We start from the raw sequence: 17298 nt of genomic DNA on the forward strand, positions 1-17298 counted from the left end.
TAGTGGCTTTTTTTGTGTCCATACGCTTCATCTTTTAATTAAAAAAAATAAAACGATGAAAAAACAAAAAAAAGAAATCACGCTTCGTGACATTGAAACGATGTACGGAAATGAGGGTACAAGAGTTGCAGAACTACAATCTAGATTAGCACTGGTGCCAGAATGGTTATCCGTCTTTTTAAATGAACAAGAAAAAAAGGCTTTAACCCAAAGAGTGCTTAATGGAACAACAGACGATAAACTAGATTTTTTCAATGACTTAGCCTATGGGAAATGGCAGTTCATGATGTTAGTTGATTTGACTTGCAAAACTAATCCGGAAGATGTTTTTCTTGCAACAGTCGAGGATTTTAATGCGGATAGAGTAGATGCTACACTCTCGGAAATTCAGCAACGCCTAAATTGTAGTGTGTTCAAAGTGTGGCAGCGAGGAGAACATTTCTTTTTGAGTAAAGCAGATGAAGATTTTCAAGATGCAACTATCCGTAGAATCGGTTGGCTGATTGACCCTAAACATGACGACAAGGAGGATAAAGAATGATTCAATTCAGTTTTGAAAAGGTTTCCGGCATTGGCAACCGCGAACCATATAATAATGTGGCTGCGCATGAAGAATTGAAGTCCATGATGTCACGCTTTGACAGATTGAACATCTTCTTCGACATTGACGAGGACGGCTACGAAGTGATAAAGGTCGAAAGCACATACGTGAAACGCTTCGCGTATCAGTTGAACGATGAATCTGCAAACTGGCTTATGACATACCTTTCTACTGGCAAGAGTGAGGACTTTGGAGTAGAACCATCCGAAATTCAGCAGTCAGACCAAACCAACGGTAACGAGTATCGAAAGAATATGCTCAAACTGTTTGTGGAAAGTAAGGCTGTAAACATTCAGTTTACACCCGAGTTCAGAGACCGTAGAGGGCAACTAACAGCAGTAGCCAACTTCAAGTTCGGTAACATCTTCTTCTTTATAAACCGAGACGAGGATATTGTTTCGTACTTGCAAGAGAAAGGGTTAATTCGTTAAATCTAAACGGAGCAGAGGAAGTGCAAATTTCCTCTCTCCTTTTTAAATCCACATAAATGAAAAAGGAATATATACCTATATATAAGATAGCTGGTAAAATCCAGTACTTGACAGAAGTCCTGCCACAGATAGAAACAAACACTATCCTTTGTAAGACATTAACCGGATTGGGCGCAACCTACTCCGAAATAAAGGCTAAGCGACATTCTGTTATTATCGTTCCCAATGTTCCGCCTATCATTGGCAAGTGCAAAGACCCGAAGCATAAGAATGACAATCTGTTCGGTGTCAAGCAAGGGGTGACAACAGAAGAAGTCATTGATTATATTGAAAAGACATTAGCCGCAGGAAAGTTTATCAAGTTGATAAGCACTCCCGAAGGATTTACTAAAATCAAACGTGCTTTCGAGGAACTGGAACTTGACATATATAATATGTGCTTCTTCCTATCCGATGAATGCGACAAGCTGATAAAGGATGTCGATTACAGAGCAGATATAATTCTTCCTATGGATGATTTCTTTAAATTCAGAGAAAAGGCATTTGTTTCAGCCACTCCCATATTACCGAGTGACCCACGTTTTGAAAGTCAAGGTTTCAAAATAGTAGAAATACAGCCGACCTTTGACTACAAACGTCCTATCAGCATTGTGCAGACCAACAATGTTTTGGAAGCATTGAAAGAAATTCTACCACAAATAAAAGCACAACAAAAGCAACCACGTAGTATTTGTTTCTTTGCCAACAGTGTTGATATGATACACCAGTTGATGAGCAAATTGGAAATTGAAAATGAGTCCGCTGTGTTCTGCTCAGAAAAGAGAGTTAAGAAGTTGAAGGGAAAAGGATTTAAACGGGCATATGAACATTGGAACATTAAATATAAAATGCCTTATATGTGGTTTACATGTAGATTTTATACCTCTGTGGATATTGAACTGGAGGAACACCCCGATATAGTATTTGTCACTGAACCATATTTTGCAGAATACACAATCATTGACCCATGTACTGATGCTGTACAAGCAATAGGACGATTCAGAAACGGAACTTCTTTTGCCATTCATGTTGTCAATACCAATGAGAACTATCCGATACGCACCCAAGCAGGCATCAAGGAATATCTCAAAGGTTGCAGGGATGCTTACAAGACGATTAAAAATCTCTATGAATGTGCAACATCTTCGGAAAGCCGAGATGCTTATAAGGCTGCGTTGGATATACTGCCATATAATCAGATGCTGAAAAACGGTAAGACCAACTATTTCGCGATTGACAATTTTATTGATGAAGCATTGGTTAAGTCTGCCTACAACAATATTGATTCAGTGGTGAACCGATACAAGGAAAGCAGTTTGTTTTTACCGGAACAGACATCACCTCTTTTTTACAAATTTGGCGATAAGGAAAGGTTGAGACTGATGGATAAGAGCAGTTCTATCAAAGAAAACCGAAAGCGTATCATTGAAATACTGGAATCATTGAAGGATGACAGAAATTCCCCATTAGCGCAATCGTTTATCAGTGACATTAGGCAAGTTGATGCTTTTATTATTGATGCTTACGATACGGTGGGCAAAGAAGTTATTGAAGTAAACAATTATTCATTCAAAAAAATCAAAGAAGCCATGATTATGAAAAACTATAGAGAAAAAACAAGCGGAGTAGAGTTTGTTCAACTCCTTAAAAATTCCTTTAAGATTGGCGAGAAATACACTCGTGAATATATCAAAAAAGAATTAAAGCGTTTATACGCATTGGTTAAGACTGCACCTAAAAATGCGATTACAGCCATGACTATAAAAGATTTCTTCAAAATTCAAGAGTGTAAAATCGGAAATCAAAAAGCTATCAGAATATTAGAACCATTAATATAGGATAGTACTTTTTTTGATGAAAGTTAGTTTTATAGGGTCTGTTTTAAAAAGGTACTCTATCATTAATATTTAGCTTTATCAAATTATTTATAAACGAAGAGTCTTTGCTAATGAAAGTGAGGACTCTTTTTTTATTTGAACATATCTCCATGTCGCAATTCACTCCCCCATGCTGTGCCGGATGATAAAAACGGAGGTACACTACCTTTTTATACCCCCTCATGGCTATGGAAGAAAAAAGCATTCTTTACTTCACGATGATACTATTACCTCACATCATCCATGAAAAAGAATGCCTTTTGTCAGCAGCGTATATGTTCACAATTCTATTCCCGTAGCCGAGCTATAATTTACTAATGCTCCGAATTTCTTTTAAAAGAATATTTAGGGAAAGACATAGAACGAGCCTTAGATGCAAGCGAAGAAATTCACTTGTGTTTAAGGTTTGTTCTTGTTAAATCCATTCAATCAATAATCATTTAATTCAAATTCATTATGAAAGCATTACAAATTATGCCTATCATGGCACAGAACCAATCGAGATTTAACTTAGGCGAGTATGCGGAAGAAGCTGCCATTATCCAAGACGAACCAACTGTACAGCCGAGCGTGAACTTTTTGGAAGCCAACACCGATGCAATCACTATGGACGAGCTTACAAACAAATGCGTTGTTCCAACTTGGGCTAACCAAGAATTGACTATCGCACACCAAGACTTTATTTCATGTGTGCACGATGCGGCTTGCTCATTCTATGCAGGTGAAAGAGTGAACGAGCCGGACATCAGAGTTTCACACATTGTACGTGGTAGAACTCCCCAAAGTTTGGGTAAGAAAGCAAGTGAACTGTTAGAATGTGAAAAGACACAATTCTACCAACGTCTTGCATTTGCCTTTACCATTCCAACCATTATCGAAACGGTAAGAGGGCAAAGGCTTGAATTGTGCATCGGTGGAGTGAGGAATTATTCAGACCTCAACCTTTATCGTGCATCTAAGGGATTAGAGAAATTCTCTTGTTTTGTAGGCTGGAGAGTTAGAATTTGTAGCAATCAAATCTTAACGGGAGAAGGTGTCAAGTTCAATATGGAAGTAACCAATATCAGCGAACTTTACAGAAATGTGCTTGAATTGTTCCACAGCTTCAATCCTGCAAAAGAAATCCACTTGATGCAGACACTTACCAACACTTCATTGTCCGAGACACAATTTGCACAGATTGTTGGTCGGATGAGGATGTTTCAAGCATTATCACCTGCAAGGCAGAAAGCTATTCCAAGACTTCTGATTACGGACAGTCAGATTAATTCAGCTTGTCGCGACTACTATCACAACGAAGTGTTCGGGGCAAAGGACAACGCCATATCAATGTTCGATTTCCACAATCTTTTGACGCAGGCTAACAAGGGAAGCTACATTGATACTTATCTGCAACGAGCCGTAAACGCTACGGAAGTCTGTGTAGGAATTAACAATGTCCTGCAAGGACTTGATAACAAATACGCTTGGTTCTTGGGCTGAGTGGATTGTTGATTGACAGAGGAAAGGGCAGCTATTCAGTTAGTTGTCCTTTCTTCATTTTATTAATCATCAAATATTACAATAATGGATAAATCTAAAATTGAAAATGCTATCAATCATATCACCTCTCTACAAGAGAGATTATGTTACTGTGAGAACAATCTGCAATACATCAAACGCTTGCAAGCACTTAAATATTGGCTGCATAAGTTTGATTCATTTTTGGATAGGAACAGTAGGCAGCATGGTGAATATGCAGCAGTTTATGAAAGCTACTTCCATACTTGCTGTGGGTTCTCATTCTACGATAGAGTATGCAATTCAATTCTTGTTTATGAATATGGCGATAGACCATTTTAATACTTGAAATTATGGATATGGATTATACTGTTGGAGAAGTGGAACTCACTTACAAATCCACATCAAAAAGCCGGAATAAAATATATAGTTCGGAGGACGCTTATAAATACTTGCTTCCTACATATAAGGAAGGTACAATCTGTTACAAAGAATATTTTAAAGTTCTGTTCCTAAACCAAGCCAGCCAAATTTTAGGTTACACGCTCATATCAGAGGGTGGAATTACTGAAACTTGTGCTGATGTAAGAGTTATCCTGCAAGCTGCATTGCTCACCAATTCAGTAGCTATCATTCTTGCACATAATCATCCAAGCGGTAATCTGAAACCAAGCAGGCAGGATATGGAGATTACCAAACAGGTCAAAGAAGCTGCAAGACTTATGAGAATTACAGTTTTAGACCACCTCATATTAACAGATGCAGGATATTATAGCTTCGCTGATGAAGGACAATTATAGAGTATCATCTTAAAAAAAGGACATTCAATTCTCAAGTTGGGTGTCCTTACTTACATAAGCTGAACGAACATTCAGCACTTGTAACCAACTATTAATAATTGTGAATCATGAAGACATACATAGCATATCTAAGGCAATCCACTATGAAACAACAAATATCGGGTCTTGGTGTAGAAGCACAACGGGAGATTATACACAATCATGTGAAGCATAAGCCCATACTTGCTGAATATATTGAAACGGAGAGTGGGAAGAAATCTAACAGACCTCAACTTCTTGCAGCTTTGGCAATGTGCAGGAAAACGAACTCTATTCTGATTGTCGCTAAATTGGATAGACTGTCAAGAAATGTAGCGTTTACTTCTAAGCTGTTGGAAAGTGATGTTGAGATTGTGTTCTGTGACTTCCCACAAGCCAACAGATTAATTCTGCATATCATCAGCAGCATAGCCGAATATGAAGCAGGATTAATCAGTCAGAGAACCAAGCAATCACTTCAAGCTAAAAAAGTAAGAGGTGTGCAGCTTGGTAAATCGGAGAACTTGATGAATAAATTTGAACAAGCTGTTCAGAATAGTATCGTTACCAACAAGGCTAAAGCAGATAACAATCCAAATAACATGAGAGCGATAGCACTGTTACGGTCACTCACAATGCAAGGTAAATCATTATCTGAAATGACTTGTCTGTTAAATGAGCAAGGCTTTGTTACATCTAAGGGATGCAAGTTTCAGATTACACAAGTCAAGAGGTTGCTTGTCAGAGCAGGGTTGATGTCGTGAAGCCGCTTTGAAAGGCAGGACAAATTTAGAGCAAGGTCAGTCTTATATGCCCCAATCTAAATTTGTCCCACCTCTAAATTCAGTCCGAGAAACTGAGTTTAACTCTACAACTCATGTGGGTAACAATTTCTAAAATTCACTTCTTATAAGGGAGTTTTCATTTTGATACCCGCATGGATTTACAGAGTATGGATGCAAATCTTATTAAATATCCCGTTCAGACCATGTTTGAGAGCATGGAAGTTACTATTAATCCACACTTCATGCCTATTAATTTAGAACCTTTCGCTATCTTTGCACCAATTCCAATGAACTGATGCGTCAAGGAGTTGGAAGGACATATTTAACGAAAGGTGTTATTGAAATTATCTTCTTGTAACAAATCTCGCAAATTTGAAACGCTGTGAAGATGATAGCAGTAGCACCCACACTTGGATATATACCTACCTCATTTTTGTGAGGTTTCTATATGCCCTTTGGTGTGGGTCGCTATTGTTTTATCCACAGCAAAGGCAATGCGAGAGCCAGTTACAAGGATAAAGCAAATAGTGTTCCCACATCTTTTTTTATTTATGGCTCATTGTAGGGAGCAGGTGAGCATAAAGGTGCAAATATGAAAACCTACTTACTGGATATTCTTAATAGATATAAGAAATTTAGCGAGAGTTTAGATGTAGAAGCCATTCTTTGCTCTAAATCATGGTCTGTTTTCAATGACTCCGGTTGCAAAGAGATATATTTATTTCAGCATGACGGTAGTCTGATAATCTCTGTAAGTGGAGAAGTAACTAATGCTACATGGAAATATATTCCAGTAAACCAGTCTATTTTAATCAGCACAAAGAGTGCTTCGTATATGTTGCATCCTGCGTTTGTTGATGATATAATTTTTGCTTTGCAGTTAGACGGAACAAATCAATATTCTTTTATGATTGATGAATTGCAAAGAGATACATTCGCTCCCAAAAGTTTATCAGATATTGAGAAGTACTTTATCAGAAAAAAGCAACTTGAACTTGAAAAGGAAAAACAACTATTAGCACAACGTACCTATGATAAAATTGTTGCACGTGAGCGACAAGAACAACAGAGAAAACAAGAAGCGGAAGAGGCTTTAATAGAAGAAGCTCTAAGAGAAAGTAAGCTTTATCAAACAGTTCTTTCTATTGCATGGATACAGATGTTTCTTACCCCCATTATTCTAATTGTGTGGTATTTGTTTTCTGATGAATTTAGTTATTCCAGTTGGACAAAAAATACAGAAATTATTGTCGTTTTTGCTTTCACTGGAGTAACCTTATTTCTTTTTATTGGCTTTTTTATTCTTGACCCGATTAAAGACAGAATCATAAAACGGATTAAAGAAAACAATATTCATAATTCCTAATTTAATAGCTAACTTGATATGAAAATATTTAGATTATTGACAGCTTCATTATTGATTGCTGTATGCGCAGGGTTGTGGTCTTGTAGTTCAGAAGAAGAAATTCCTACATTATTGGAAATAGACTGTCAACAAGCAGAGAATTTCCTATCAGAAGGTATCATAGCTTCTCCATTTCAATGCTATTTTGAAATCACAGTAACAGCTAACAAAAGTTGGACTTCTACAATCAACTATAATGATAGCCAAAAAGATTGGTGCGAATATCATCCTGCTTCAACGGATATAACAAACGATATGTCTATGTCTGCATTCACAAATGCTCGCTTAATGATTGCTCAAAATACAAGCGGAGAAGAAAGAAGTGCGACTATAACAATAACCACTGGTGATATATCCAAATCATTCACAATAAAACAGAAACAAAATGACGTAATTTCATTATCAACAGACTTAATAAAATCTAACAGTAACGGAGGAAATTATCAGATTGAAGTTACAAGTAATATTGACTATGATGTACAAATTCCAACAGAGCATCAAGATTGGGTAAAATTTTCAAACAGAACTAAAGCTATTTCAACTAACAATATTGAATTCACCATTGCTCCTAATCTCAACTATGATAAACGAGAGTGTGATATATACATTATACCCAAAAATGGAATAGTAACCGAATCATTAGCTCCTTCTTTGCATATCTTGCAACTTCCTAAAAGTTTGATTGAATTAGATAAGCTGCAAGAGACATTCCCGAAAGAAGGTGGAAATGCCATATTCCTACTTACCACAAATACAGAATATGAGGTTGTAATTGACAAAACATATAATTGGATAAGATTGGATAAGATTGAAAATGCACAAGCTAAAGTTCAAAAATTATACATAAGTGTTTCAGAAACAGAAGCTCCCCGAACCGGTATAATTTTAATTAAGGATAAAAATTCTGATTTAATTCAGAAACTTTCTATCATTCAGACCAATAAATCTGCATCTAAAAGTGTTGAAGTAAAAACAGAAGGAACTCTGTCCTCACTAATTGATGAAAGTGAGAAATATCAAATTACTTCTTTAATCGTTTCGGGTAGATTGAATAGTGATGATATATCATTTATCAATGGATTATTATTAAAATCGAAAGGTGGTAAAGGCAAAATTATTGCTCTTGACCTATCTAATACTGTAATAGACAAAAGTTATGGAACAGATGAGGATATTGATGAAAGCATGTTTGGTAGCACTTTGATAAAGAACATCATATTGCCTAAAAACACCCGAAGCATTGGTACAGCAGCTTTTAGAAATTGCATTCAATTAGAAGCTATACAAATACCCTCTAAAGTTAGTTATATTGGAGCTTCTGCCTTCAGTTATTGTATATCTCTAAAAGCAATAACTTTTGGAGGTAATTCACTAACCCATATAGATAATTGGGCTTTCTCTGATTGCCCAATTAAATCTATTTATATTCCTGCAAGTGTAACCCAAATAGATTGGGGTGCTTTGGATTGTCCTCAGTTACAAGAAGTACATATGCTTAGTACAACCCCTCCTACAGCTGTAGACCCATTTTACCACTCACCAGTTGTTAACAATGGCACATTATATGTTCCTAAAGGTTGTGCAACTAAATATTGGGCAGCACCAATATGGGGAGATTTTAAAAATATAGTAGAAGAATAATTATACGTAGTAACTTTTAAACTATCAACTATTATTCAGAATAAGGTATTATTGGAAATCTGTTTTTCCTTTAGTACCTTTTTTAGTAAAAGTTAGTTTTATAGACCCCAATTCAAAAAAGTACTATGCTTACTTTGAATAACTATATAGATATTTGAAACTTCATTTTATAATTGCTATTTTTGCAATGCAGGTTTATTCTGCAAAAGAGATTATTAAATTATTGTCAAACACTTCTTGTTTTGCCTCTAAGTTAAACCAAGAGTTAAACCGCTTCATTTAAGCGAAAAGTAGATATAAGCTAATCGATTTAATGCCAGTTATTTAATAATGATATTAATAAGGTTAGCGCACCTGCTTTGGGAGCAGGGGGTCCCAGGTTCGAATCCTGGTACCCCGACACTGAAAAAAAGAGGAAGTTAAGTAAAATTGGCTTCCTCTTTTTTATTTATTTCGCACGATTCCAACCTTATGAAGTAGCTGTATCCATGAATAGGATGACAGATAGCATTTAAAAAAAAATCATGGAATGAAAATACTAAAGCTTAGGAAGCTTCATTAATTTCAAATCTTAGGATTTTATCAAAACAATTTCAAATTGTTCTACTAAAGACCGTATCAAGAAAATAAAAAGTTATAGTTTTTTAGCATGTTTGATATAAGTCAATTAGCAAATATAGAGTTTCAATCTTATCAAAAATTATGGATGACTCTTTTTGAAAGGAAAAACTTACAGGAAGAAAAAATATTATTTTATTTTTATTTCTTTTGATTTCAAAAACAAAATAAAAGGTTTGCTACAATCTTTTATTATTGATTAAGGCTTAATTTTGGAAAAAGTTTCATTCAAGATTTTGTTTATAATTCAGTCGTTTATTCGAAATAATTTCCTTTTATATGCTTCCCCCATCCCTATTATTTATTGCATTTCCTAGTAGGAATACTCGAAAACTTTATGTTATCCGGTAATATACTGTTATGACAAACATATAAAAATATTAAGTTCGGATAAATAAGAATCAACTTGCTTTGTTAATTTAACAGAACTGATTGATTAGATTGAAATAAGATCCAAATGTACTATTCATTTCTTGTTTCTATTATAGATAATGTGTTTAGCATAAACAAAATAACTGTCATTTCCACCACTAAACACATTATCCGTCAATCTCCAAGAACATAAAAATAAATTGGAATGCGTTGAGTTAAGGCACAAAAAACTATTAATATTCCAATCAATAACCTTACTCAGCGACTATTGACTTATAATAATAATCAGTTTTTGTAAAGGAAAATATAATTTAATATTACAAAAATAATGTCTAATATTAAAATCAATTACCAATCATCAGAGTCTTCTTTAATCGGTTTCATTGAGGCAGCTAGCTTTTCTAAATCTGAAAATATATTATTCGATTCTTGTTCACTTTTTATTTTTATATCTTTCCAAACTTTGTTATGGAAAGACTTTTGCATACCTTTGTCTGTATAATTTTCTGCAGTAGTAATTAGTCCCAAATTACAAGCTGGCGCATTACCTTTTTCGTTTTCATGAACAAAATTTGACATTTCAGCTTTAAATCGACCATCTTTAACTTGCAATTTAATAGAATACCATATCTTTCCATCATAAGCACTATAAGCCGGTCTATTCATTGAATACAGGAAAATAGCTTTACCTATAATAATCCCCGCATCTTTGTCATCCATTTGTAAAACCTCTTGGGTATCTCGATAATAGGTTGATATCCAATCTCGTAAAGAAAAATAAATACTTGTTTTATCTACATCTTTAGCCTCAATAACTTTGCTGAATGTTAATTTTTCTTGACTGTGAGAAGAAAAGCAACATCCCACAATAATAAGTAATAAAAATAAAAACTTCTTCATAAAATTGATTTTTGGTTTGTAAATATGTTTGTTATTATTAATAATTGCAATTTTGTAAAAAAAATCAAAAAAACAAAATAAAATCTCATTTTATTATTCCACTACCTTACCTGAAACTTTCCTCAAAATTAACTCAATAATAATTGAATCAATGTATTAAAAGGAATACAAAAATAATTCTAAAAATAAAATTCGATAAACAAACACAGAAATTTAAATTTTCGGAAATAAACTCATTTTCTATCCCGGAAAAATCATTTATAACTTAACAGATAAGAATCCATTAAATGAGTAAATATATTTATGTTTCGATTACAAAACATTTTTTTAATAGATTCTCGTGCCACAAATACAATTTTAGATTATTCGTTTAAACTGAAAAACTTCGATAAATAATACTGTCATTAGTACAATTAGCGACAAATTTCAAATTTATTTTGTTATCGGAATCCGATTCACTAAATTTGCCCAATGTAACAAAGAAAGTTTGATAAAAGATTTTTATAATGAAATTTACAAAATAAATGGAAGATGATATAAAAAATGCCTGCGAAGTGATGCAAGCAGGAGGGGTCATTTTATATCCTACAGATACAATTTGGGGAATTGGTTGTGATGCTACAAATGAAGAAGCTGTAAAAAAGGTATATGAAATAAAAAAAAGAGCTGACAGTAAAGCTTTGATCGTGTTAGTTGGTAATCCACAAAAAGTAGATTTTTATGTTCGTGATGTTCCTGAGATAGCTTGGAATCTTATTGAATTGGCAAATAAGCCCCTTACTGTGGTATATTCTAATGCACGAAATTTGGCTACCAATTTATTAGCTGAGGATGGTAGCGTAGGAATACGAGTTACACATGAAGAATTTTCTAAAAAGTTATGTGACCGTTTTAGAAAAGCAATTGTATCTACTTCGGCCAATGTAAGTGGAATGCCTACTCCAGTGAATTTTTCAGAAATTCCTGATGTAATAAAAAATGCAGTAGATTATATTGTCCAATATCGGCAGGAAGATGTTTCCAGACCGGCACCTTCAAGCGTTATAAAATTGGATACAGGAGGGGTAATAAAAATATTGAGACCTTAATTGCCGATGAGAAGAACGAAGCAAATAATAAAATATGTTGTTGGAGATATTTTTTCTGCCAATATAGGTTGGTTTTTATTCAATGTGTTTCGTTACTATGTATTTTCGCCTGTAGTCGGCTTTAGTAATATAAAAAGTTTCTTGGGATACCATCGAGTTATTGAAGGACAGATATTGTTCCCATTACTTTTTATATTTATTTTTTATCTTTCCGGATATTACAACCGTCCTTTTTTGAAATCGAGATTAGGAGAATTTTTTACGACATTATTCTCTGTAGCAATAGGTGTATTAATTATTTTTTTTATAGCACTAATAAATGATATACAGCGATTACCGGTAAATAGTTACGAATTGTTGGTAGGTATGTTTGTCTTCAATTTTGTATGTGTTTACATCTGTCGGGCATTTATTACACAAAGAGCTACTCGACGCATTCATGGAAAACGTTGGGGGTTTAATACACTTATTATCGGTTCTGGTAAAAAGGCCAAGGCTCTATGGTTAGACTTAATGCAAATGGACCGTTCGCTGGGATTCCTTGTTGTTGGATTTGTTCGTATACCTGAAGAGAAAAATGAACAATATTCTTCAATCGGAGGTTGCCCTATTTATAACATTGAGGATTTGGAAAAAGTCATTAAAGAGCATAATGTAGAAGAACTTATTATTGCATTAGATAGTAAGAATAAGAGAGCTTTACATAAAACAGTAAATCGTCTGTATCCATATAATTTACCAATACAGTTACAAGTAAATGAATTTGAAATGCTCACCACAAGAGTAAAACTATCAAACATATATGGCAAACCATTTATTGATATTTGTAAATGTTCTTTATCCGAATGTGAAAAAAATATCAAACGTTTGTTAGACATTTTGATATCTTTCATTGCTCTTATTATAATATCACCATTTGCCCTTATTATTGCCTTAAAAATAAAATTAGGTTCTGAAGGTCCGGTTATTTACCGGCAAAAAAGAGTGGGTTATCGAAGAAAAGAATTTACGTTATATAAATTTAGAACGATGCGTGTCAATGCAGAACAGAACGGTCCTGCCCTATCTCGTGAAAATGATGACCGTGTTACACCTTTTGGCCATTTTATGCGTAAATATCGTATTGATGAATTACCGCAATTCTGGAATGTTTTTATCGGGGATATGTCTCTTGTCGGACCTCGTCCTGAAAGAGCTTATTATATAGAACAAATTATAAAAAGGGCTCCACATTATTCTTTATTACATCAAATACGTCCAGGTATAACATCTTGGGGGATGGTAAAATTTGGATATGCCCGAAATATAGATGAAATGATAGAACGGCTTAAATATGAAATATTGTATCTTGAAAACATGTCGTTAATAGTTGATTTTAAAATAATTATATATACAATAAAGACGGTAGTAACCGGAAAAGGCATTTAAGGATAATTTATGAAAAAGGAAACTGATTGGTTTTTGAAGTTACTTATATGGCGTGAAAAGAATATAAAAGAAAAAAATTTTATTCTTATTCTGAGTTTTGTCGTTGGTATATTGGCTGCTTTAGCTGCATATGTTTTGAAGTTTTTGATTCATTCAATTCAAAATTTATTGACTGAGCATTTTTCAATTAGTGGGGCCAATTACTTATATTTGGTATACCCTATTGTCGGAATATTATTAGCTGGGTTATATGTTCGATATGTTGTAAAAGACGATATTAGTCATGGTGTTACTCGAGTGTTATATGCTATTTCGCAACGAAAAAGCCGATTGAAACCTCATAATATGTATACTTCTGTAGTAGCCAGTTCTATTACCATCGGATTTGGTGGCTCAGTTGGTGCTGAAGCTCCAATTGTCTATACGGGAGCAGCTATTGGATCTAATATAGGTAGCCTGTTCCGTATGGACCAACGAGTACTTATGCTGATGGTTGGATGTGGAGCAGCAGCAGGTATAGCCGGGATATTTAAAGCACCTATAGCCGGATTGCTATTTACTCTTGAAGTTCTTATGCTCGACCTTACTACTGCTTCTGTGATGCCATTGCTTATATCTTCTACTACAGCAGCGACTATTACTTATATATTAAATGGTTCAGCAGCACAATTCAGTTTTGCCCCTGAGCCCTTTGTCATAGAGCGTGTACCTTATGTTATACTACTCGGTATATTTTGCGGTTTTGTATCATTATATTTTACGCGTGTCATAAATTGGCTTGAAAGTATTTTCAGAAAAATAGGTAAACCATGGTTTAAATTCGGATTTGGTTCGATTATATTGAGTTTATGCATATTTTTATTACCGCCACTTTATGGAGAAGGTTACGAATCGATACATAGTTTGTTAGAAGGTAATCCACAGGCTTTGACCGATGGTAGTTTTTTTTATCCTTGGCGAAATAATTTTTGGGTATTATTTCTCAATTTAGCATTGATCGTTTTGATAAAAGTATTTGCTACAGCAGCTACCAATGGTGGTGGTGGTGTGGGTGGAACATTTGCGCCAAGTCTTTACGTAGGATGTATGGCCGGATTCTTGTTTGCGTTTGTACTTAATCATTTTGGATATATTATTCCACTTTCGGAGAAAAATTTTGCTCTTATGGGAATGGCCGGAGTGATGTCTGCAGTTATGCATGCACCATTGATGGCAATCTTCCTCACAGCGGAACTTACAGGAGGTTTCAGCTTATTCCTTCCATTGATGATAACTTCCACAGTCGCATTCGGTACTATTAAAATATTTGAACCTCACAGTATTTATACAATGCGTTTAGCAAAAAAAGGAGAGTTACTTACTCATCATAAAGATAAAGCTGTATTGACTCTTCTTAAGATGGATAGCGTGATAGAAAAAGATTTTCTTTCTGTAAAACCTGAAATGAGTTTGGGTGATATGGTAAAGGTTATTTCTAATGCTCATCGAAATGTATTCCCAGTTGTAGATGATGACAATACTTTGCTGGGAATAGTATTATTAGATGATATACGTAATATTATGTTTAGGCCTGAATTATACAATCGCATGTATGTACGTAGATTTATGGTAAGTCCTCCGGGAAAAATAGAGGTAGGTATGACAATGGATAAAGTTATGAAAGTCTTTGACGACACAAACGCTTGGAATTTGCCAGTAGTAGAAGATGGACACTATGTAGGCTTTGTATCGAAATCAAAAATTTTCAATTCTTATCGCCGAGTTCTTGTACACTTTTCAGAAGACTAAACAGAAGACTAAATTAAAAGTAGAAAAACAGAATTATCGTAAAATTCTGTTTTTCTACTTTTAATGATATTCGATATTTTTACCCGTAAGTATATTATATACATTATTAGAAAATTGCCTTCCTATAGGTAACGGAGTTTCTTTTCCTGATAACTTTATTTCTTTTTTAGAAAATATTTCTACTTTTTCAATTGGTATTATATATGATCTATGAATTCTGATAAATTTATTTTCAGGAAGCATCTTCTGTATATTTTTCAGATTCGTATGAGTTAAAATATAATTATCATTTACACGGAATATTTTTATATAGTTTTCCATCGCTTCAATATATAAAATATCCGAAATAGCAATAGAAATATTATTATATTCTTGTTTGACTATAATGGTTTCTGTCACTCTATTTGGAATATTTTCTATATAACGAAAAGCTTTTTCGATAGCTTTTTCGAAACGTTCGTAAGAAAAAGGTTTATGCAAAAAGTCTGTTGCATTAAGGTCAAAACCATCTAATGCATATTGGGCATGAGCTGTTGTGAATATAAAACATGTATCATGAGGCAATATGTGAGCTATATCTAATCCGCTGATGCTGTTCATCTCTATATCAAGAAAAACCAAATCCGGTTTTTTCCTGATAATTTCTTCTAATCCGATTTTAGGTTCACAATAGGTCGTCAATTCTATATTACCTTTCCTTTCACAAAATTGGCTGATGACTAATAACGCAAGAGGCTCATCATCAATAGCTATACACTTTATTTTTTTCATCTTAATTGTATTGTCAATTGGACTTTATACAGATTTTCTATTTTAGAAGTAGATAAAGTAAAACGCCCAGGATATAGTAATTCTAATCTTTTCCGACAATTTTCTATACCTATAGCAGAATCATTATCCTTTTTATTTCTCATAATGGCGTTTTCTGTCCGAAATATCAAATTACCATCTTTGATAATAATACGGATAAGTATAGAACAATCTTCATCGGACGATGTTCCATATTTAAAGGCATTTTCAATAAAGGTTATAAGAATCATCGGAGGGATTAATATTTGTTCATCATCAGTTTGCGTTTCAAACGAGACTTGTGTATGCTTATTCAACCGCAATGATTGTAAATCGACATATTGTTGAATATAATCTATCTCTTTACTGATAGGGATAGTCTCAGATGTAGTATATGCGTACATATATTTCAAAATTTCAGAAAATTTAATGAAAGCAGATTCCGTTTTATCAGATTTTGTCAGTACTAAACCGTAAAGAGCATTTAAAGTATTGAAAAGAAAATGCGGATTGATCTGAGCTTTGTAAAGAGCTAATTCCGCTTTATTTTTTTCAGCCTCAATTTCTTGTTTTAAGAGTATTTGTCTGAAAAGTTCATAAGTAAGTTCTATAGATAGGCTGAATCCTGTAACTATTAAAAAGAAAAACCAAACGGTTTGAATACGAATGTGTTTCCTTGCTTCAAAAAGATGCATATCAGCATTATTTTCCACTGGTGGAAAAGGAAAGTGGGACATCATGACAGTAATCCCGATAAGTATTACCATCAAAATAGCAGCATGTACATACTTTTTGTGCATAAGTAATGATGGAAGCTTGGCCTTGCGATAGACGAAATAAGTAAAGTACAAATAGAAAATAAGAGTTATCAAAAAAGCCGTGTTATGTTCTAACCATTTGTCTACGGGTACCAGCATAATAATAAGCGGTAAAATAACAAGGCAAAACAATAGATTTATACAGATATTTATGGTTGTATATTTCATTGCATATTGTCTATATTTTGAAGAAAAAGGAGACTAGAAAATTTTTGTAAGACCATCATCATAATGACAAAGATATAATATTGCTATGAAATGTCCAATTCCTGAGAATTGTTGTTTGACACTACATTTTTGTCGTTTATCAATACTTTTTTATTTTATTCTGTAATAATTTATAGATTTGGTTACTCATGTATGTACCAGAAAGAGTGCGAATAAAAACAAATTAATTTAT

Annotated in this window: 15 protein-coding genes; 12 read left to right on the forward strand and 3 right to left on the reverse strand. The window is 34.0% G+C overall.

Annotation, left to right across the window (positions count from 1 at the left end):
- Positions 1 to 55 precede the first annotated feature (55 nt).
- The 9 genes from Cop2CBH44_RS02965 to Cop2CBH44_RS03005 all read left to right on the forward strand — a co-directional run bounded on the left by Cop2CBH44_RS02965 (position 56) and on the right by Cop2CBH44_RS03005 (position 9097).
- A complete protein-coding gene (locus tag Cop2CBH44_RS02965; protein WP_012055577.1) occupies positions 56 to 541 on the forward strand; it encodes a hypothetical protein in 486 nt (161 codons plus the stop codon).
- A complete protein-coding gene (locus Cop2CBH44_RS02970; RefSeq protein WP_200755524.1) occupies positions 538 to 1032 on the forward strand; it encodes a hypothetical protein in 495 nt (164 codons plus the stop codon). The genes Cop2CBH44_RS02965 and Cop2CBH44_RS02970 overlap by 4 nt, the downstream gene beginning before the upstream one ends.
- Before the next feature lie 56 nt (positions 1033 to 1088).
- Positions 1089 to 2909: a DEAD/DEAH box helicase family protein gene (locus Cop2CBH44_RS02975; protein ID WP_200755525.1), complete on the forward strand. Its 1821-nt coding sequence runs from the start codon at positions 1089 to 1091 to the stop codon at positions 2907 to 2909.
- A 495-nt stretch (positions 2910 to 3404) separates the two neighbouring features.
- Complete coding sequence (locus Cop2CBH44_RS02980) at positions 3405 to 4430, forward strand: DUF3871 family protein (protein WP_200755526.1); 1026 nt, start codon at positions 3405 to 3407, stop codon at positions 4428 to 4430.
- An 84-nt stretch (positions 4431 to 4514) separates the two neighbouring features.
- Positions 4515 to 4790 (forward strand): hypothetical protein, encoded by a 276-nt coding sequence (locus Cop2CBH44_RS02985; protein WP_117572523.1) that lies wholly within the window; start codon positions 4515 to 4517, stop codon positions 4788 to 4790.
- 11 nt (positions 4791 to 4801) lie between these two features.
- Complete coding sequence (locus tag Cop2CBH44_RS02990) at positions 4802 to 5248, forward strand: JAB domain-containing protein (protein ID WP_200755528.1); 447 nt, start codon at positions 4802 to 4804, stop codon at positions 5246 to 5248.
- A gap of 107 nt (positions 5249 to 5355) precedes the next feature.
- Positions 5356 to 6030: a recombinase family protein gene (locus Cop2CBH44_RS02995; RefSeq protein WP_200755529.1), complete on the forward strand. Its 675-nt coding sequence runs from the start codon at positions 5356 to 5358 to the stop codon at positions 6028 to 6030.
- Between the two features lie 613 nt (positions 6031 to 6643).
- On the forward strand, positions 6644 to 7417 hold the full coding sequence (locus tag Cop2CBH44_RS03000; RefSeq protein ID WP_200755530.1) for a hypothetical protein: 774 nt from the start codon (positions 6644 to 6646) through the stop codon (positions 7415 to 7417).
- 18 nt (positions 7418 to 7435) lie between these two features.
- Positions 7436 to 9097, forward strand: a complete 1662-nt coding sequence (locus tag Cop2CBH44_RS03005; protein ID WP_200755531.1) for a leucine-rich repeat protein — start codon at positions 7436 to 7438, stop codon at positions 9095 to 9097.
- A 1338-nt stretch (positions 9098 to 10435) separates the two neighbouring features.
- On the opposite strand, the gene Cop2CBH44_RS03010 is transcribed toward Cop2CBH44_RS03005, so the two are convergent.
- Positions 10436 to 10987, reverse strand: coding sequence for a DUF4468 domain-containing protein (locus tag Cop2CBH44_RS03010; protein WP_200755532.1), 552 nt, complete (start codon positions 10985 to 10987; stop codon positions 10436 to 10438).
- Between the two features lie 524 nt (positions 10988 to 11511).
- Here Cop2CBH44_RS03010 and Cop2CBH44_RS03015 point away from each other — a divergent pair.
- The 3 genes from Cop2CBH44_RS03015 to Cop2CBH44_RS03025 are packed head-to-tail and all read left to right on the forward strand — an operon-like array spanning position 11512 to position 15291.
- A complete protein-coding gene (locus Cop2CBH44_RS03015; protein ID WP_021930198.1) occupies positions 11512 to 12075 on the forward strand; it encodes an L-threonylcarbamoyladenylate synthase in 564 nt (187 codons plus the stop codon).
- A gap of 6 nt (positions 12076 to 12081) precedes the next feature.
- On the forward strand, positions 12082 to 13503 hold the full coding sequence (locus Cop2CBH44_RS03020; RefSeq protein WP_021930199.1) for a sugar transferase: 1422 nt from the start codon (positions 12082 to 12084) through the stop codon (positions 13501 to 13503).
- Between the two features lie 9 nt (positions 13504 to 13512).
- Positions 13513 to 15291, forward strand: coding sequence for a chloride channel protein (locus Cop2CBH44_RS03025; RefSeq protein WP_021930200.1), 1779 nt, complete (start codon positions 13513 to 13515; stop codon positions 15289 to 15291).
- Between the two features lie 60 nt (positions 15292 to 15351).
- Here Cop2CBH44_RS03025 and Cop2CBH44_RS03030 read toward each other — a convergent pair whose 3' ends face one another.
- Positions 15352 to 16062, reverse strand: coding sequence for a LytR/AlgR family response regulator transcription factor (locus Cop2CBH44_RS03030; RefSeq protein ID WP_021930201.1), 711 nt, complete (start codon positions 16060 to 16062; stop codon positions 15352 to 15354).
- The gene (locus Cop2CBH44_RS03035) at positions 16059 to 17066 is read right to left on the reverse strand and encodes a sensor histidine kinase (protein ID WP_021930202.1); all 1008 of its coding nucleotides are present in this window, start codon (positions 17064 to 17066) and stop codon (positions 16059 to 16061) included. Before Cop2CBH44_RS03035 ends, Cop2CBH44_RS03030 begins: the two co-directional genes overlap by 4 nt.
- Positions 17067 to 17298 lie beyond the last annotated feature (232 nt).

The sequence above is a fragment of the Coprobacter secundus subsp. similis genome, assembly GCF_015097275.1.
Taxonomy (GTDB): domain Bacteria; phylum Bacteroidota; class Bacteroidia; order Bacteroidales; family Coprobacteraceae; genus Coprobacter; species Coprobacter secundus.

Bases quoted from the DNA above. Each gene is read 5' to 3' on its own strand.
- Cop2CBH44_RS02970 (WP_200755524.1), top strand. From the start codon at position 538: ATGATTCAATTCAGTTTTGAAAAGGTTTCCGGCATTGGCAACCGCGAA.
- Cop2CBH44_RS03015 (WP_021930198.1), top strand. From the start codon at position 11,512: ATGGAAGATGATATAAAAAATGCCTGCGAAGTGATGCAAGCAGGAGGG.
- Cop2CBH44_RS03005 (WP_200755531.1), top strand. From the start codon at position 7,436: ATGAAAATATTTAGATTATTGACAGCTTCATTATTGATTGCTGTATGC.
- Cop2CBH44_RS03010 (WP_200755532.1), bottom strand. From the start codon at position 10,987: ATGAAGAAGTTTTTATTTTTATTACTTATTATTGTGGGATGTTGCTTT.
- Cop2CBH44_RS03020 (WP_021930199.1), top strand. From the start codon at position 12,082: ATGAGAAGAACGAAGCAAATAATAAAATATGTTGTTGGAGATATTTTT.
- Cop2CBH44_RS02985 (WP_117572523.1), top strand. From the start codon at position 4,515: ATGGATAAATCTAAAATTGAAAATGCTATCAATCATATCACCTCTCTA.
- Cop2CBH44_RS03025 (WP_021930200.1), top strand. From the start codon at position 13,513: ATGAAAAAGGAAACTGATTGGTTTTTGAAGTTACTTATATGGCGTGAA.
- Cop2CBH44_RS02995 (WP_200755529.1), top strand. From the start codon at position 5,356: ATGAAGACATACATAGCATATCTAAGGCAATCCACTATGAAACAACAA.
- Cop2CBH44_RS03000 (WP_200755530.1), top strand. From the start codon at position 6,644: ATGAAAACCTACTTACTGGATATTCTTAATAGATATAAGAAATTTAGC.
- Cop2CBH44_RS02965 (WP_012055577.1), top strand. From the start codon at position 56: ATGAAAAAACAAAAAAAAGAAATCACGCTTCGTGACATTGAAACGATG.
- Cop2CBH44_RS02980 (WP_200755526.1), top strand. From the start codon at position 3,405: ATGAAAGCATTACAAATTATGCCTATCATGGCACAGAACCAATCGAGA.
- Cop2CBH44_RS03030 (WP_021930201.1), bottom strand. From the start codon at position 16,062: ATGAAAAAAATAAAGTGTATAGCTATTGATGATGAGCCTCTTGCGTTA.
- Cop2CBH44_RS03035 (WP_021930202.1), bottom strand. From the start codon at position 17,066: ATGAAATATACAACCATAAATATCTGTATAAATCTATTGTTTTGCCTT.
- Cop2CBH44_RS02990 (WP_200755528.1), top strand. From the start codon at position 4,802: ATGGATATGGATTATACTGTTGGAGAAGTGGAACTCACTTACAAATCC.
- Cop2CBH44_RS02975 (WP_200755525.1), top strand. From the start codon at position 1,089: ATGAAAAAGGAATATATACCTATATATAAGATAGCTGGTAAAATCCAG.